We start from the raw sequence: 16,398 nt of genomic DNA, 5'->3' as shown, positions 1-16,398 counted from the left end.
GCATCAGGTGATCGGTGCGGGATTAAAGACCGCCAGCTGATTGCGGATGCCCCAGCGGTCTGACCAGGTTTGTTTCCGGCCGCTGGCAATGTCCAGAATTAATGTAAACAACCGCCAGCCAACCTGCTCGATGGTTTCTTCGCCCGTGGCAATCGTACCGGCGTTAATATCCATTAAATCATGCCAGCGTTCAGCCAATGCGGTACGGGTCGCCATCTTAATCACCGGAATGGCCGCCAGGCCGTAAGGCGTTCCCCTGCCCGTTGTAAAAACCTGTAAGGTGATGCCTGAGGCCAGCTGCTGCGTGCCGCAGACAAAATCGCTGGCGGGCGTGGCTGCAAAAATCAGCCCTCGTCGTGTTGGCCGTTGTCCCGGTGACAGCACTTCCATAATCGGGCTTCGGCCTGATTTGGCAATCGAGCCTAATGCTTTTTCCACCACGTTGGCCAGTCCGCCTTTCTTGTTGCCGGGCGAGGGATTGGCGCTGCGGTCCGTTTTGCCTTGATCGAGATAGCGATCATACCAGGCCATTTCCTCAATCAGTCGCTGGCCCACGGTCTGGTCAACCACGCGTGGCGTCAGCAAATGAATGGCATCCCGTACCTCCGTGACTTCAGAAAACATTACGGTGGCTCCGCAGCGTACCAGCAGATCAGCGGCGAAGCCGACGGCGGGATTCGCGGTCACGCCCGAAAACGCGTCGCTGCCGCCACACTGCATGCCAACCACCAGTTCAGAGGCCGGGCAGGTTTCGCGCTGGCGTTGATTAAGGCGGCTCAGGTGACGCTCTGCGACCTGCAAAATGTCATCCACCATGGCACCGAAGCCCACCCGGCTCTCGTCCTGCAAACGCACAATATCCGCATCGTCCAGCGAGATGGGCTGTACGTCAGGCGTGCCGGTCAGCAGGCGTTCGGGTTGTAACTTTTCGCATCCCAGACTGACCACCATGATTTCGCCGCCGAAATTGGCATTCAGGGCCAGATTATGAACGGTTCGGATCGGGATCACCGCCGCGGGGGCATTGATCGCCACGCCACAGCCATAAAGATGATTCAGCGCCACCACGCCATCAACGTTGGGATAGCGGGGCAGTAAATCACGCTCAATGATTTGCACCACATAATCCACCACGCCCGCGACGCAGTGCACGCTGGTGGTGATCCCCAGCAGATTACGGGTGCCCACGCTGCCGTCGGCGTTGCGATAGCCCTCAAAGGTATAACCGTCCAGCGGCGGTAACGCCGGCGGCACATTATTCGCTAAAGGTAAATGCGCTAAGTCCGGGGCATCCGGCAGAGCAATTAGCGATTCGTCGATCCAGCTCCCCTGGGCGATATCACGCATGGCCAGACCAATCACCTCGCCATAGCGCAGTATGGGCTGCCCATCAGGAATAGCCTGCAGCGCCACCTTGTGTCCCTGGGGAATATGCTCGGTCAGAGTTAAGCCATCACGAAACGTGGTACCGGCAGGCAGTCCCTGGCTGTTAACCACAATGGCCACGTTATCGTTTTCATGAACTTTGATATAGAGCGGTTGTTCGTTTGACAGGGGGATCATCGCTCACCTTCCAGTGCATCGTGCCTTATTTCTGTGGCGCATTCATTATAAGAAGTCAGGTGTCACAGGTTCAGTATTTGCCACCGTCAGTATAAAGAGGGGTTCTCACCTGCACATTGTGCAATTGACCTACATTCAGCCTTCAGAGACGGCCGTTTTCATGTCTTTTTACCAAATCACGTGACGATTCTCACAAAGCCGGCGATCGTCGGGCGTAGGAGCTGGCTTTGGGTGAGGAATACCAAAATACGTGAAATGCGCCGCAGTGTTTTATGCAATAGCCCAAAAAAGCACGATTCCTTCTCCTTATTCCAGGGAGATATTCCAATGTCACCGTGAAACCCACTTCTTATACTGATTTCCGTTTCCCCGGTCAGGTTATATGTCACGCCGCGTGAGCAATTTGCCAATAAAAAAATCGCCGTGTTTAACCTACATCTCTCTGATACCCAACGCGATGTGTATGCAGTCAGAGCGAATGTCACTTTCGCTATTTTTCAGGAGTGCATCATGAGTAGTTTTCACCAGACGTCAGAGGCGGTCCAGAAACGGACAAATGCACGCTACTGGATTGTGGTCATGTTGTTTATTGTGACCTCATTCAACTACGGCGACCGGGCGACGTTATCCATCGCTGGCTCCGCGATGGCAAAGGATATTGGCCTCGATCCCGTGGGCATGGGTTACATCTTCTCGGCGTTTTCGTGGGCCTATGTTATTGGACAAATCCCCGGCGGCTGGCTGTTGGATCGCTTTGGTTCCAAACGCGTCTATTTCTGGAGCATCTTCCTCTGGTCGTTATTTACCTTGCTGCAAGGTTTCGTGGACCTGTTCAGTGGTTACACCATCGTTATGGCGCTGTTTATGTTGCGCTTTATGGTGGGGCTGGCAGAAGCACCTTCATTTCCGGGTAACAGCCGGATTGTGGCCGCCTGGTTTCCGGCTCAGGAGCGCGGTACCGCCGTGGCCATTTTCAATTCTGCCCAGTATTTTGCGACCGTGATTTTCGCACCCATCATGGGCTGGCTGACCTCCGCAGTCGGTTGGGCTCATGTCTTCTGGTTCATGGGGGGGCTGGGCATCATCCTGAGCCTTATCTGGCTCAAAGTGATTCACGATCCCAGCGATCATCCTGGCGTTAATCAGGCGGAACGGGAATACATGGAGCAGGGCGGTGCGCTGATCAACATGGATCAGAAAAGCGAAAAGCAAAACGTCAGCTTCCGTGACAAGCGGTTCCAGATCAAACAGCTGCTGCAGTCACGCATGATGATCGGTATCTATATTGGCCAGTACTGTATCAACGCACTGACCTATTTCTTTATCACCTGGTTTCCGGTTTATCTGGTTCAGGCGCGCGGAATGTCGATTCTTAAAGCCGGTTTTGTTGCCTCCGTACCGGCACTGTGCGGCTTTATTGGCGGCGTGCTGGGTGGCGTGATCTCCGACTGGCTGATGCGCAAAACCGGTTCCCTGAACATCGCCCGCAAAACGCCCATTGTGCTCGGGATGCTGCTCTCGACCTCTATGGTGATATGTAACTACGTTGAAACCGACTGGGTTGTGGTGCTGTTTATGGCGACGGCCTTTTTTGGCAAAGGCATTGGTGCGTTGGGCTGGGCGGTGATGGCCGATACCGCGCCGAAGGAGATCAGCGGTCTGAGCGGCGGCCTGTTCAATATGTTTGGTAATGCGTCCGGCATTATCACGCCTGTTGCGATTGGCTACATCATTGCCTCGACCGGATCGTATAACGGTGCGCTGGTATACGTGGGTATCCACGCCTTTGTCGCGGTACTCAGTTATCTGGTGCTGGTGGATAACATCAAGCGCATTGAGCTGAAAACCCGCTAAGGAGCCTGTATGAATACGCAATCCACACCCGTTATCACCGCTATGCAGGTTGTGCCGGTGGCCGGTTACGACAGTATGCTGCTGAACATTGGGGGGGCACACAATGCCAGTTTTACCCGCAACATTGTAATACTGACGGACAGTGCGGGTCATACCGGGCTGGGTGAGGCACCGGGAGGCGAGACCATTTATCAGACCTTGCTGGATGCCGTACCGCAGGTGACAGGCCAGCAGGTCGCCTGCCTGAACCGGCTGATACAGCAGGTGCATCGGGGCAATCAGTCTGCGGATTTCGAGACTTTTGGCAAGGGCGCCTGGACGTTTGAACTGCGCGTAAATGCGGTTGCGGCGCTGGAGGCCGCGCTGCTGGATCTGCTGGGGCAATGTCTGGGCGTGCCGGTCGCCGAGCTGCTGGGGCCGGGTAAACAACGCGATGCGGTCACGGTGTTGGGTTACCTGTTCTATATCGGTGACCGGCGCAAAACCGATCTGCCTTACCTCACTGGTGAGAACGCGCAGCATGACTGGTATCGGCTGCGTCATCAGGAAGCCCTGAGCAGTGAGGCCATCGTCAGGCTGGCGGAAGCGGCTCAGGATAAATACGGATTTCACGATTTTAAACTCAAGGGCGGCGTGCTGCCGGGCGAACAGGAAATCGCGACCGCGCAGGCGTTGAAAAAACGCTTTCCCGCTGCGCGTATCACCGTTGATCCTAACGGCGCCTGGCGGCTGGACGAGGCGATCCGGCTGTGCAAAGGCATGCAGGATGTGCTGACCTATGCAGAAGATCCCTGTGGGGCGGAGCAGGGTTATTCCGGGCGTGAGGTGATGGCGGAGTTTCGGCGCGCGACGGGCCTGCCGGTCGCCACCAACATGATCGCCACCAACTGGCGCGAGATGCAGCATGCACTGATGCTCAACGCGATCGATATCCCGCTGGCCGATCCCCATTTCTGGACGCTGAGCGGTGCCGTGCGGGTCGCTCAGCTGTGCGATGAATGGGGACTCACCTGGGGCTGTCACTCCAATAACCACTTTGATATTTCCCTGGCCATGTTTACCCATGTCGGCGCTGCGGCACCCGGTAACCCCACCGCGATAGACACGCACTGGATCTGGCAGGAGGGCGACCAGCGCCTGACGAAAAACCCACTGCCGATTCAGCAGGGAAAAATTGCAGTGCCCACTGCACCGGGCCTGGGCATTGAACTGGACTGGGCGCAACTGCGGCGGGCAAACGAACGCTACAAATCACTGCCAGCGGGCGGACGTAATGACGCGACGGCCATGCAGTACCTGGTTCCCGGCTGGACATTTGACCGTAAACGCCCGGCTTTTGGCCGGGCCTCTGCTTAAGGGATAACAGATGAACACGACACCGAAGATCACCGCCATGCAGATCATTCCGGTCGCCGGCTATGACAGTATGTTACTGAACCTGAGCGGCGCCCATTCACCTTTCTTTACCCGTAATATTGTCATCCTTGAAGATAATGCCGGCAATACGGGCCTGGGAGAAATCCCCGGCGGCGAAAAGATACGCCAGACGCTGGAAGAGGCTGCCGCGCAGGTGGTGGGTAAAACGGTGGGTGAATATAAAAATATCCTGAATCTGGTGCGCACGTCTTATGCCGATCGGGATGCCGGTGGGCGCGGTAATCAGACGTTTGACCTGCGCACCACCATTCACGTCGTCACCGGCATCGAAGCCGCACTGCTGGATCTGCTGGGACAGCATCTGGGCGTGAATGTCGCCTCACTGTTAGGGGACGGGCAGCAGCGCGACAGCGTCGAGATGCTGGGTTACCTGTTTTACGTCGGCGACCGCCGGAAAACCACCTTGCCTTATCAGAATCAGGACAGCGAGACCTGTGACTGGTATCGCCTGCGTCATGAGGAAGCGCTCACGCCTGAGGCCGTGGTCAGGCTGGCCGAAGCGGCCTATGAAAAATACGGCTTTAACGACTTTAAACTGAAAGGCGGTGTGCTGAACGGCCATGATGAGGCGGAAGCGATCGCTGCGCTGGCGAAGCGTTTCCCCCAGGCGCGTATCACGATCGATCCCAACGGGGCCTGGTCGCTTGAGGAGGCCATCGCGCTGGGTAAACAGCTTAAAGGTGTGCTGGCCTATGCAGAGGATCCCTGTGGCGCAGAGCAGGGTTACTCCGGACGCGAAGTTATGGCCGAATTTCGGCGCGCCACCGGCCTGCCTACCGCCACCAATATGATTGCTACAGACTGGCGTCAGATGGGACACACCTTGTCTTTACAGTCAGTCGATATCCCGCTGGCCGATCCGCACTTCTGGACGATGCAGGGATCCGTGCGCGTGGCGCAAATGTGCCATGAATTTGGCCTGACGTGGGGTTCCCATTCCAACAACCATTTCGATATTTCCCTGGCGATGTTCACGCACGTTGCGGCCGCCGCACCGGGCAACATCACCGCCATTGATACGCACTGGATCTGGCAGGAGGGCAATCAACGGCTCACAAAGGCGCCTTTCCAGATTGAAGGTGGCAGGGTGGCAGTGCCGCAGAAGCCGGGCCTGGGTATTGAGCTGGACAGGGAGCGGGTGATGCAGGCTAATGCGCTTTATCAAAAGCATGGCCTGGGTGCCCGTGATGATGCACAGGCCATGCAGTTTCTGATTCCGCAGTGGACGTTCGATCACAAGCGTCCGTGCCTGGTGCGTTAACGTTTTTGGGCTTCCTGCAGGAAACCCGTTTCACAGGAGTAAAACCATGAGTAATACAGCCTGGCGCAATGAATTTCGCCATCGCCTGCTGGCAGGTGAAACCCTGATTGGCAGTTGGTGTGCCCTGGCGAATCCCCTTTCGACCGAAGTCCTGGGGCTGGCCGGATTTGACTGGCTGGTGCTGGACGGCGAGCACGCGCCTAACGATATCACCACCTTTGTGCCTCAACTGATGGCGCTGAAAGGCAGCAATAGTGCGCCGGTTGTGCGTCCACCCTGTAACGAGCCGGTGATTATTAAACGCCTGCTGGATATTGGTTTTAACAACATTCTGGTGCCCTTCGTCGAGAACGAAGACGAGGCCAGACGTGCGGTCGCCTCGACGCGTTATCCGCCTGCGGGGATTCGCGGCGTATCCGTTTCACATCGCAGCAATATGTACGGCACCATGCCAGCGTACAACAGCACTATCAACGACAACATTACGGTGTTAGTCCAGATAGAAACGCAGCAGGCCGTGGACAACATCAATGCTATCGCGGCCGTTGAGGGCGTGGACGGGATCTTTGTCGGACCGGGCGATCTGTCCGCCGCGCTGGGTTATCTCGGCCAGCCTGCGCACCCGGCGGTATTGCCCGTTATCAAACACATCTTCGAACGGGCAAAAGCTGCCAACAAACCCAGCGGGATTCTGGCGCCGGTCGAGGCCGACGCCCGCCGCTACCTCGAGTGGGGCGCGACCTTTGTTGCTGTGGGTAGCGATCTCGGTGTTTTCCGCAGTGCCACGCAGGCGTTGTGTGACAAATTTAAAACGTAATCATCCAGGAGAGACGCAATGAAAATTGGCTTTATTGGCCTTGGGATTATGGGCAAACCTATGAGTAAAAACCTGCTGAAGGCGGGTTATTCACTGGTCGTGCGGGATCATCATGCCGAAAACGAGGCCGAGCTGGTCGCGCTGGGTGCGACAACGGCCAGCAACGCGAAAGAGATTGCCGGGCAGTGCGATGTGGTCATCACCATGGTGCCGAACTCGCCGCAGGTCAAAGAGGTTTGTCTGGGTGAAAATGGCATTATCAATGGGGCAAAACCCGGTCTGATTGTCATCGACATGAGTTCAATCGCCCCACTGGCAAGCCGGGAAATCCATGATGTGCTGGCGGCAAAACAGATCCGTATGCTGGATGCGCCGGTCAGTGGCGGCGAACCCAAAGCCATCGAAGGCACGTTGTCGGTGATGGTGGGCGGCGATAAAGCCGTGTTTGACCAGTGTTACGACATCATGAAAGCTATGGCGGGCTCGGTCGTGCATACCGGCGATATCGGTGCCGGTAACGTGACCAAGCTGGCCAATCAGGTGATTGTGGCGCTGAATATTGCCGCGATGTCAGAAGCGCTGTCACTGGCGACCAAAGCCGGTGTCAATCCGGAGCTGGTCTATCAGGCTATACGTGGCGGTCTGGCAGGAAGCACCGTGCTGGATGCGAAAGCGCCGATGGTGATGGACCGCAATTTTAAACCCGGCTTTCGTATCGATTTACATATTAAAGATATGGCTAACGCACTGGATACCTCACATGACATTGGTGCTCCTCTGCCACTGACAGCGGCGGTGATGGAGATGATGCAGGCACTGCGTAACGACGGACAGGGAACCGCCGACCACAGCGCGCTGGCCTGCTATTATGAAAAGTTAGCAAACGTCGAAATTTCGCGCTAAGGGTTGCCCGGTATCTGCGGATGCCGGGCGAATGTCCTTCCCTTATCGTCAAACCATACCGCCTGGATTGCTTATGAAAATCGTCATCGCACCGGATTCATATAAAGAAAGTCTCTCTGCCCTGGATGTGGCGTCGGCAATCGAAGCGGGATTTCGCGAGATTTTCCCCGATGCGCATTATGTGAAAATACCGGTCGCTGATGGCGGTGAAGGCACGGTTGAAGCGATGGTCGCCGCAACCCAGGGAAAAAAGATCAGGTTACAGGTGACCGGTCCACTGGGGGAACCTGTAGAGGCGTTCTATGGGGTGTCGGGCAATGACGAGACCGCCTATATCGAGATGGCCGCCGCCAGTGGCCTGGAGCTGGTCCCGGCGGCGCGGCGCGACCCATTGATTACCACTTCGTTTGGCACAGGTGAACTGATCAAAAACGCGCTGGATAAAGGGGTAAAGCACATCATTATTGGCATTGGTGGCAGCGCCACCAATGACGGCGGCGCAGGAATGATGCAGGCGCTGGGTGCACGTTTGCTGGATAAGCAAGGTGAAGAGATTGGCCCAGGCGGCGGCGCGCTGCCGCATCTGGCCCGCATTGATATTTCCCGCCTGGACAGCCGTATCCGGGCGTGCCGTTTCGAAGTGGCCTGTGATGTGACCAATACGCTGACAGGCGATGACGGTGCGTCGGCGGTCTTTGGCCCGCAAAAGGGCGCAACACCTGAACGGGTGGCACTGCTCGATAAGGCGCTGACGCACTATGCTGCGATGATTCAGCGCGATCTGGGCATGGATGTCCTGCAGGTCAGCGGTGGCGGTGCCGCAGGGGGAATGGGGGCCGCGCTGTATGCATTTTGCCAGGCGGCCCTGCGCCCCGGCATCGAAATCGTTACAGAAGCGCTGGGGCTGGCGGCGCAGTTACAGGACGCCCAGCTGGTGATTACGGGCGAAGGGCGCATAGACAGTCAGAGTATCAATGGCAAAGTGCCGATTGGCGTAGCGAAAGTTGCTAAGCGGTTTGGTCTTCCGGTGATTGGCATTGCCGGTAGCCTGACGGACGATGTCGGCGTCGTTCATCAACATGGCATTGATGCGGTATTCAGCGTGCTATACCGTATCTGTTCGCTGGATGAAGCGCTGGATGGCGCACGCAACAATGTGCGGCTTACTGCACGCAATGTGGCGGCCACCCTGAAAATCGGGGGTTTTTAAACGCTAATTTGGGGGCCCCTGGCGTTCAGGGGCCTGCTGACTGACCGGCCTTTCACGGCATAGCGAGCATGCGGCGCGCCTGTCTGGCCACATTTTCCATCTCATCCTGCAGCTCCAGCAACTCCGGCTCCAGCGCCTCAATATCACTGGCCTGATGCAGTTCTTTTTCCAGTTTACGACAGAGTTGCTTCATCCGCGGTACGCCGCTGTAACTGGCGCTGCCGTGAAGTTTATGGATAATTTCCCGCAAGGCAACCGCATCGTTTTCAGCCATATACTGTACGATCTTAGCGTGCACTTCCGGCAAAAATTCCAGCAGCATTCGCAATAAATCCCGCGCTAAATCAGGTTTGTTGGCCGCCTGACGTAACGCCAGTTTCCAGTCCAGCGTGGGCAGGATCTGGGGAACCTCAGGCACAGCGCTGGCCGGGCTGGGCATATAACGCGTCAACACCTGACTGAGCTTATTTTCATCAATAGGCTTAGCAAGATAGTCGTTCATGCCGGCCCGGATCAGGTGCTCACGTTCACCATCGATCGCGTGCGCGGTTACAGCGACGATTGGCGTGTTGGCATGGTTTGGCAGCGTGCGGATAATTTCACTGGCGCGAATGCCATCGATGTCGGGCATCTGGATATCCATTAAAATCACGTCCAGTGCTTGCCGGTGGGCGACGTGGATGGCCTGCTCGGCGTTATTGCACAGGATGCTGTGCTCAACCTGTTCTTCCAGCAGTGCGCCGATCAGCTTGAGATTCGCAGGATTATCATCCACCGCCATGACGGTTAACGGCAGACGCGGCGAGGAAGAGGCATCGTTACTGTGGCGGGCATGCAGCTCCAGCAGCATGGGCAGTAAACGTGTTTGTGAGACAGGTTTGGCAATACAGCCGTCAATACCGCGTACTTTTAGCTCATCGGCCAGCAACATCATTGGGCTTGGCAGCGCCATGATGACCTGATCGGCGCGTTCCAGCAGCGAATTGATAAACCGGCTTTCCAGCACCTGCGACTGGCTGGCATCGACAGGCATCGCCATCAGCAACAGGGGATAACGCGGCTGACTCAGGCCTTCCAGCGTTAAGCTGTGCTCTACCTGTAACGGCGTCGCGCCTAAAATCTCGACGACTGCGCTGGCAACATCGGGATTCGCTTCCACATAGGCCATGCGGGTGTTCGATAGTGCGTCAAGGACGCGCGGCATACTCGGTGCATTCGGATTGAGATCAAGTTTCACGCGCACCCAAAAGGTGGAACCGTGATTCTGGCGGCTGACGAAGGTGATCTCCCCGTTCATTTCCCGCACCAGTTTCTGGGTGATCACCAGTCCCAGCCCCGATCCGCCGTGGCGACGGGAAATGCTGGCATCCGCCTGGCGAAAAGCCTGAAACAGCTGCGCCTGCTGTTCTTCGGAAATGCCTATCCCCGTATCACGCACCTGAATCTCCAGCTCAACCTGGGTTGCCGTAAGGGTATGTTGCTCAACCCGTAAATTGATGGTGCCTTTTTCGGTGAACTTAATCGCATTGCCCATCAGGTTAATCAGGATTTGCTGCAGGCGAAGCGCGTCACCGATCACGTTGTCGGGGACGTTGTTATCGCATACCACCGTCAACTCCAGCTTCTTTTCGTGGGCCGATGGGGCCAGCAAAACCAGCGTTTCATCCAGCGTGGCGCGAAGCGGGAAAGGAATGGATTCCAGCATCAGCTTTCCGGCTTCCAGCTTCGAGAAATCCAGTACGTCATTGATAATCGACAGCAGGTTATTGGCCGAACGTTCAATCGTCAGCATATAGTCACGCTGGGTGGTGCGCAGCGGCGTTTTCAGCATCTGACGGGTAAAGCCCAGCACGCCATTCAGCGGCGTGCGCAGTTCATGGGACATGTTCGCCAGGAATTCGGATTTGATGCGGGCAGCTTCCTGGGCACGTTTTTTGGCCAGATCCAGCTCAACATTCTGAATTTCGAGCTGCTCCAGCGTTTCCCTCAGGTCCCAGGTCGCCTGATCGATGTTGTGCTGCATCTCTTCGTGGTAGGCGGTAAGCGACATCGCCATGGCATTGATCCCATTCTTCAGGATGCTCAGCTCGCCCAGCATGTGGCCTTCCACCCGGCTGTCCAGTTGCCCACGACGAATCCGGTCAACGGTGCTGACCATATTGCGAATGGGGCCGGTAACGTCCCGCATCAGGCGATAGGCAAACAACATGGCAATACACAGGCAGAACAGCAGCATCAGGGTGGCAATAAAGACTTCCCGGTATTGCTGTAAACGCACGGACTGCAAATCCAGCTCTATCGCCACGTAGCCCAGCGGATTCCCGGCGGGCTTGGCATCCTGTCCGGGCAATTCATCCACGGCGTAACGCTCGGAGGTGATGGGTTTGCGCAGGATCAACAGGTTGCCGCTGCCCTCCAGGGAAACATCCTCGGGCAGCGCCTGGATCGCCTGCTTTGTCTTCAGGCTGAGGTTTTGGTTGGTGTTGGAGGTGACGTAGAGCTGGTTATTATCATCAAAAACAGAAATGGCCCGTACAATGCCGGAATGGCGGCGATGGAGTAAACTCACCAGTTCACGCAGCGCATCACGATTGTGCCAGGTCATGCTGTATTCTGTGGAGACCGCCAGCGGTTCAATGATATTCGCCCCCGCCTCAATCACCTGACGCTGTAATTCATTGTAGCGATGCACCACAAAAAATGAGCTGAGCAGCAAGCCTACCATTAGCGTAGGCGCCAGGATTAAAATCATCATTCGCGCCCGCAGGCTGTATTTAGTCATAATAGTCGCCTGCTGTTTCGGCCTGAACGTCCCTGTGCACGTCGCTGAAATGGATGCACATCGAATTTAAAGAGAAAGAAATACACTATGGCGCAATTTTATTCCGCAAAACAGCGCGTGACGACCCGAAAAAGGCTGACCGTCACTATCGAAGACCTGGATCCTTTCGGTCAGGGCGTGGCCCGGCACAAAGGAAAAACCCTGTTTGTCGCGGGTGCGCTGCCCGGCGAACAGGCGGAAGTCACCCTGCTGGAGGAGAAGCGCCAGTATGCTCGCGCCAAAACAGAGCGTCTGTTGAACCACAGCCCGTCACGGGTTGAACCTCGCTGTCCGCATTTTAGCCGCTGTGGTGGCTGCCAACAGCAACATGTTGATGAGCCGTTACAGCAGCAGAGTAAAGCGCGTGCGCTGGCACGAATGCTTACTCAGGCAGCAAAGCAGCCGATCACGGTGGATGAGATCATCGCCGGTCCTGCCTGGGGCTATCGCCGCCGTGCCCGCCTTGGCCTGCAGTGGCACAGCAAAACACAGCAGCTTCAGATGGGCTTTCGCCAGGAAGCCACCAACGATCTGGTCGATATCCAGCAGTGCCCCGTTTTGGTGCCCCAACTTGAGGCGCTGATTATTCCGCTGCGCAATTGTCTCACTACGCTTAATGCTGTCAACCGTTTAGGCCATGTCGAACTGGTGCTGGCTGATAACGGGCCGGTGATGTTATTGCGTCATCTGGATGCATTAACTGCTGACGATATGGCAAAACTGGAACGGTTTTCGCATCAGCATCAGCTCATGCTGTTTTTGGATGATGGCGGCGAGGCACTGCGCGCAATCAGTGAACAACGCCCGTTTTATCATTCACACCAGCTTACGCTAACCTTCAGTCCACAGGATTTTATTCAGGTTAATGATACGGTGAATCAGCAGATGGTCGCCAGGGCAATCGCGTGGCTGGATTTACAGCCTGACGATCGTGTGCTGGACCTGTTTTGCGGCATGGGAAACTTTACGCTCCCTGTAGGAAAAACGGTACAAAATGCCGTAGGTGTGGAGGGCGTTGCAGCATTAGTCCAGCAGGCAGAGTATAATGCTGAGGTCAATGATCTTAAAAACGTCAGATTTTTTCAGCACAATCTGGAAGACGATGTTTCGCGTCAGCCCTGGGCGACGCAAGGCTTTAATAAGGTGTTACTCGATCCGGCGCGGGCCGGGGCGGCGGGTGTCATGTCCCATGTCGTCAAACTATCACCACAGCGTGTGGTCTATGTGTCGTGTAATCCTGTAACACTCGCGCGTGACAGCGAAACACTGTTGTCGGCGGGCTACCAATTGGAAAGGGTCGCGATGCTGGATATGTTTCCGCATACCCGTCATCTCGAATCCATGGTGCTGTTCAGAAAAAAAACATAAGTGTCCGGCAGGGGCGCTGTGCAGGAGAGGATATGGTTGCGGTCAGAAGTGCACATTTAAATACGGAAGGGGAATTTGCCCTCGACCAGTGGATCGCCAGTCTTGGCGTGGCTAACCCGCAATCATGTGAACGTCTTGCTGAAACCTGGCGCTATTGTGAGGCGCAGACGCAAGGCCATCCCGACCAGTCGCTGCTGCTGTGGCGCGGTATTGAGATGGTGGAAATCCTCTCAATGCTCAGCATGGACATTGAAAGCCTGTGCGCGGCACTGATTTTCCCGCTCGCCAATGACGAAGTGGTCAGCGAAGAAGAGCTGGAAAAAACCGTCGGCAAAGGCATCGTTTCGCTGGTACATGGCGTGCGCGATATGGATGCGATTCGCCAGCTGAAAGCCATTCATAACGATTCAATGGCCTCAGAGCAGGTGGATAACGTGCGCCGCATGCTGCTGGCGATGGTGGAAGATTTCCGCTGCGTGGTGCTCAAGCTGGCAGAGCGCATTATGAACCTGCGCGAGGTGAAGGATGCGCCGGAAGACGAACGCGTTCTGGCCGCCAAAGAAAGCACCAATATTTACGCGCCGCTGGCCAACCGGCTGGGCATCGGCCAGCTGAAATGGGAGCTGGAAGATTACTGTTTCCGCTATCTGCATCCCGAAGAATACAAGCGCATTGCGAAACTGTTGCACGAACGTCGTATCGATCGTGAGCAATATATCGATAACTTTGTCGTTAACCTGCGTAAAGAGATGGCGAAAGAGGGCGTTCGTGCCGAAGTATACGGCCGTCCCAAACATATCTACAGTATCTGGCGCAAGATGCAGAAAAAATCGCTCGCCTTTGATGAGCTGTTCGACGTGCGCGCGGTGCGTATTGTGGCTGAGCGTTTACAGGACTGCTATGGCGCGCTGGGTACGGTACATACGCTGTACCGCCATTTGCCCAGTGAATTCGACGATTACGTCGCTAACCCAAAGCCTAACGGCTATCAGTCCATTCATACGGTAGTGCTGGGACCGCAGGGTAAAACCGTTGAGATCCAGATTCGTACGCGTCAGATGCATGAGGACGCGGAACTCGGCGTCGCGGCACACTGGAAATACAAAGAAGGTCCGTCGTCCAGCCATGCCCGTGGGGCGGCAGGCCATGAAGAACGCATTGCCTGGTTACGTAAGCTGATCTCCTGGCAGGAAGAGATGGCCGATTCCGGCGAGCTGCTGGAAGAGGTCCGCAGTCAGGTGTTTGATGACCGCGTCTACGTCTTTACCCCGAAAGGCGATGTGGTCGATTTGCCCGCCGGTTCTACGCCGCTGGACTTTGCTTACCATATCCACAGCGATATCGGCCATCGCTGCATCGGTGCCAAAATCGGTGGGCGCATCGTGCCCTTTACCTATCAGTTGCAGATGGGCGACCAGGTTGAAGTCATCACACAAAAACAGCCGAATCCAAGCCGTGACTGGCTGAACCCGAATTTAGGATTCATCACTACCAGCCGTGGCCGCGCCAAAATTCACAACTGGTTCCGTAAGCAGGATCGCGATAAAAACATTCTCGCCGGTCGCCAGATTCTGGACAACGAGCTGAACCAGATGGATATCAGCCTTCGCGAAGCCGAGAAGCTGCTGCTGCCGCGCTATAATGTCACTTCGCTGGACGAGTTACTGGCCGCCATTGGCGGCGGGGATATTCGTCTGCACCAGATGGTGAATTTCCTGCAGGCCAAACTTAATAAGCCGACGGCGGAAGAACAGGACCGTGAAGCCCTGCGTCAGCTGACGCAAAAATCGCACGCGCCGTCTGCCCGCAAGGAAAGTGGTCGCGTCGTGGTGGAAGGGGTGGGCAACCTCATGCACCATATCGCACGCTGCTGTCAGCCTATCCCGGGCGACGATATCGTCGGCTTTATCACCCACGGACGCGGTATTTCCATTCACCGTGCCGACTGCGATCAGCTGTCGGAGCTGATCTCCAACGCGCCAGAGCGCATCGTCGATGCCGTATGGGGCGAAAGCTACTCCAGCGGCTATTCGCTGGTGGTGCGCGTCACGGCTAACGATCGCAGCGGGCTGTTGCGCGATATCACCACGATTCTCGCCAACGAAAAGGTCAACGTGCTCGGCGTATCGAGCCGCAGCGATACCAAAAAACAGCTCGCCACCATTGATATGGACATCGAGATTTACAATCACCAGGTCCTGGGGCGCGTGCTGTCTCGCCTCAATCAGGTACCTGACATCATCGATGCCCGCCGCCTGCACTAACCTGTCATCAGGCGCACGTTTTGACCGACGTGCGCCTGGCTGCTTTTATCACCGCGTTTATGCCAACGGAACACCGGAAGGATTACCCTATGACGTCAATTGATCGCCTGCTGGGCATTATGAAAACCCTGCGCGATCCGCAACAGGGCTGCCCGTGGGATCGCGAGCAGACCTTTGCCACCATCGCGCCTTATACCCTGGAAGAAACCTACGAAGTGCTGGATGCGATCCAGCGCGAAGACTTCGAAGATCTGCGGGGGGAGCTGGGCGATCTGCTGTTTCAGGTGGTGTTTTATGCCCAGATGGCACAGGAGCAGGGGCGCTTTAATTTTGATGATATCTGCCATGCCATCAGTGACAAGCTGGAACGTCGCCATCCGCATATTTTTGCGGAAGGCACCGCCGGGAACAGTGCTGAGGTGTTGAAAAACTGGGAGGCGATAAAAAGCGCGGAACGGGCAGAGAAAGCCCAACATTCGGCACTGGACGATATTCCAAAAGCGCTGCCTGCGCTGATGCGCGCCCATAAAATTCAAAAGCGTTGCCACAATGTGGGCTTCGACTGGACCACGCTGGGCCCGGTGGTCGACAAGGTGCATGAAGAGATCGATGAGGTGATGCATGAGGCGCAGCAAAGCGTCGTCGACCCGCAAAAGCTGGAAGAAGAGATTGGCGATTTACTGTTTGCGACGGTTAACCTCTCGCGTCACTTGGGCAGCAAAGCCGAAATCGCGCTACAGAAGGCCAACGATAAGTTTGAGCGCCGTTTCCGTGCGGTGGAAGCAATCATTACTGCACAGGGACTGTCTATGCCTGGCGCCACGCTGGAACAAATGGAAGCGGCCTGGCAGCAGGTAAAAGCCGACGAAAAACGCTGATTATTCCAGCGCTGCGCATAAA

Annotated in this window: 11 protein-coding genes; 9 read left to right on the top strand and 2 right to left on the bottom strand. The window is 56.1% G+C overall.

The window, feature by feature from the left end; genetic code table 11:
* Positions 1–3: 3 nt before the first annotated feature.
* Positions 4–1,563, bottom strand: a complete 1,560-nt coding sequence (garD, locus tag RAC65_RS15390) for a galactarate dehydratase (RefSeq protein ID WP_205958790.1) — start codon at positions 1,561–1,563, stop codon at positions 4–6.
* Positions 1,564–2,073: 510 nt separating this feature from the next.
* On the opposite strand from garD, the gene RAC65_RS15385 reads away from it, so the two are divergent.
* The 6 genes from RAC65_RS15385 (at position 2,074) to RAC65_RS15360 (ending at position 9,045) form a co-directional block, all read left to right on the top strand.
* Entirely contained in the window at positions 2,074–3,417 is a 1,344-nt protein-coding gene (locus RAC65_RS15385) for an MFS transporter (protein ID WP_054633225.1), read from the top strand.
* Positions 3,418–3,426: 9 nt separating this feature from the next.
* Complete coding sequence (locus RAC65_RS15380; RefSeq protein ID WP_110268346.1) at positions 3,427–4,773, top strand: enolase C-terminal domain-like protein; 1,347 nt, start codon at positions 3,427–3,429, stop codon at positions 4,771–4,773.
* A gap of 10 nt (positions 4,774–4,783) precedes the next feature.
* On the top strand, positions 4,784–6,115 hold the full coding sequence (gudD, locus tag RAC65_RS15375; RefSeq protein WP_375096852.1) for a glucarate dehydratase: 1,332 nt from the start codon (positions 4,784–4,786) through the stop codon (positions 6,113–6,115).
* Between the two features lie 46 nt (positions 6,116–6,161).
* Positions 6,162–6,932 carry a 2-dehydro-3-deoxyglucarate aldolase gene (garL, locus tag RAC65_RS15370; RefSeq protein WP_375096851.1) on the top strand — a complete coding sequence of 257 codons (771 nt, stop codon included), beginning with the start codon at positions 6,162–6,164 and terminating at the stop codon, positions 6,930–6,932.
* A gap of 18 nt (positions 6,933–6,950) precedes the next feature.
* A complete protein-coding gene (garR, locus tag RAC65_RS15365) occupies positions 6,951–7,835 on the top strand; it encodes a 2-hydroxy-3-oxopropionate reductase (protein ID WP_375096850.1) in 885 nt (294 codons plus the stop codon).
* A 73-nt stretch (positions 7,836–7,908) separates the two neighbouring features.
* Positions 7,909–9,045 carry a glycerate kinase gene (locus RAC65_RS15360; protein WP_006120767.1) on the top strand — a complete coding sequence of 379 codons (1,137 nt, stop codon included), beginning with the start codon at positions 7,909–7,911 and terminating at the stop codon, positions 9,043–9,045.
* 52 nt (positions 9,046–9,097) lie between these two features.
* Here the strand turns inward: RAC65_RS15360 and barA are convergent, their stop codons facing one another.
* Positions 9,098–11,827 (bottom strand): two-component sensor histidine kinase BarA, encoded by a 2,730-nt coding sequence (gene barA, locus RAC65_RS15355; protein ID WP_375096849.1) that lies wholly within the window; start codon positions 11,825–11,827, stop codon positions 9,098–9,100.
* Positions 11,828–11,914: 87 nt separating this feature from the next.
* On the opposite strand from barA, the gene rlmD reads away from it, so the two are divergent.
* The 3 genes from rlmD (at position 11,915) to mazG (ending at position 16,376) form a co-directional block, all read left to right on the top strand.
* Entirely contained in the window at positions 11,915–13,234 is a 1,320-nt protein-coding gene (gene rlmD / locus RAC65_RS15350) for a 23S rRNA (uracil(1939)-C(5))-methyltransferase RlmD (protein ID WP_039338374.1), read from the top strand.
* A 32-nt stretch (positions 13,235–13,266) separates the two neighbouring features.
* Entirely contained in the window at positions 13,267–15,498 is a 2,232-nt protein-coding gene (relA, locus tag RAC65_RS15345) for a GTP diphosphokinase (protein ID WP_006120764.1), read from the top strand.
* An 89-nt stretch (positions 15,499–15,587) separates the two neighbouring features.
* Positions 15,588–16,376 carry a nucleoside triphosphate pyrophosphohydrolase gene (mazG, locus tag RAC65_RS15340; protein ID WP_375096848.1) on the top strand — a complete coding sequence of 263 codons (789 nt, stop codon included), beginning with the start codon at positions 15,588–15,590 and terminating at the stop codon, positions 16,374–16,376.
* The last annotated feature ends 22 nt before the right edge of the window (positions 16,377–16,398 follow it).

This window comes from Pantoea sp. BS_8 (assembly GCF_041954965.1).
GTDB classification, from domain to species: domain Bacteria; phylum Pseudomonadota; class Gammaproteobacteria; order Enterobacterales; family Enterobacteriaceae; genus Pantoea; species Pantoea stewartii.
This window is presented reverse-complemented; position numbering and strand designations above follow the sequence as displayed.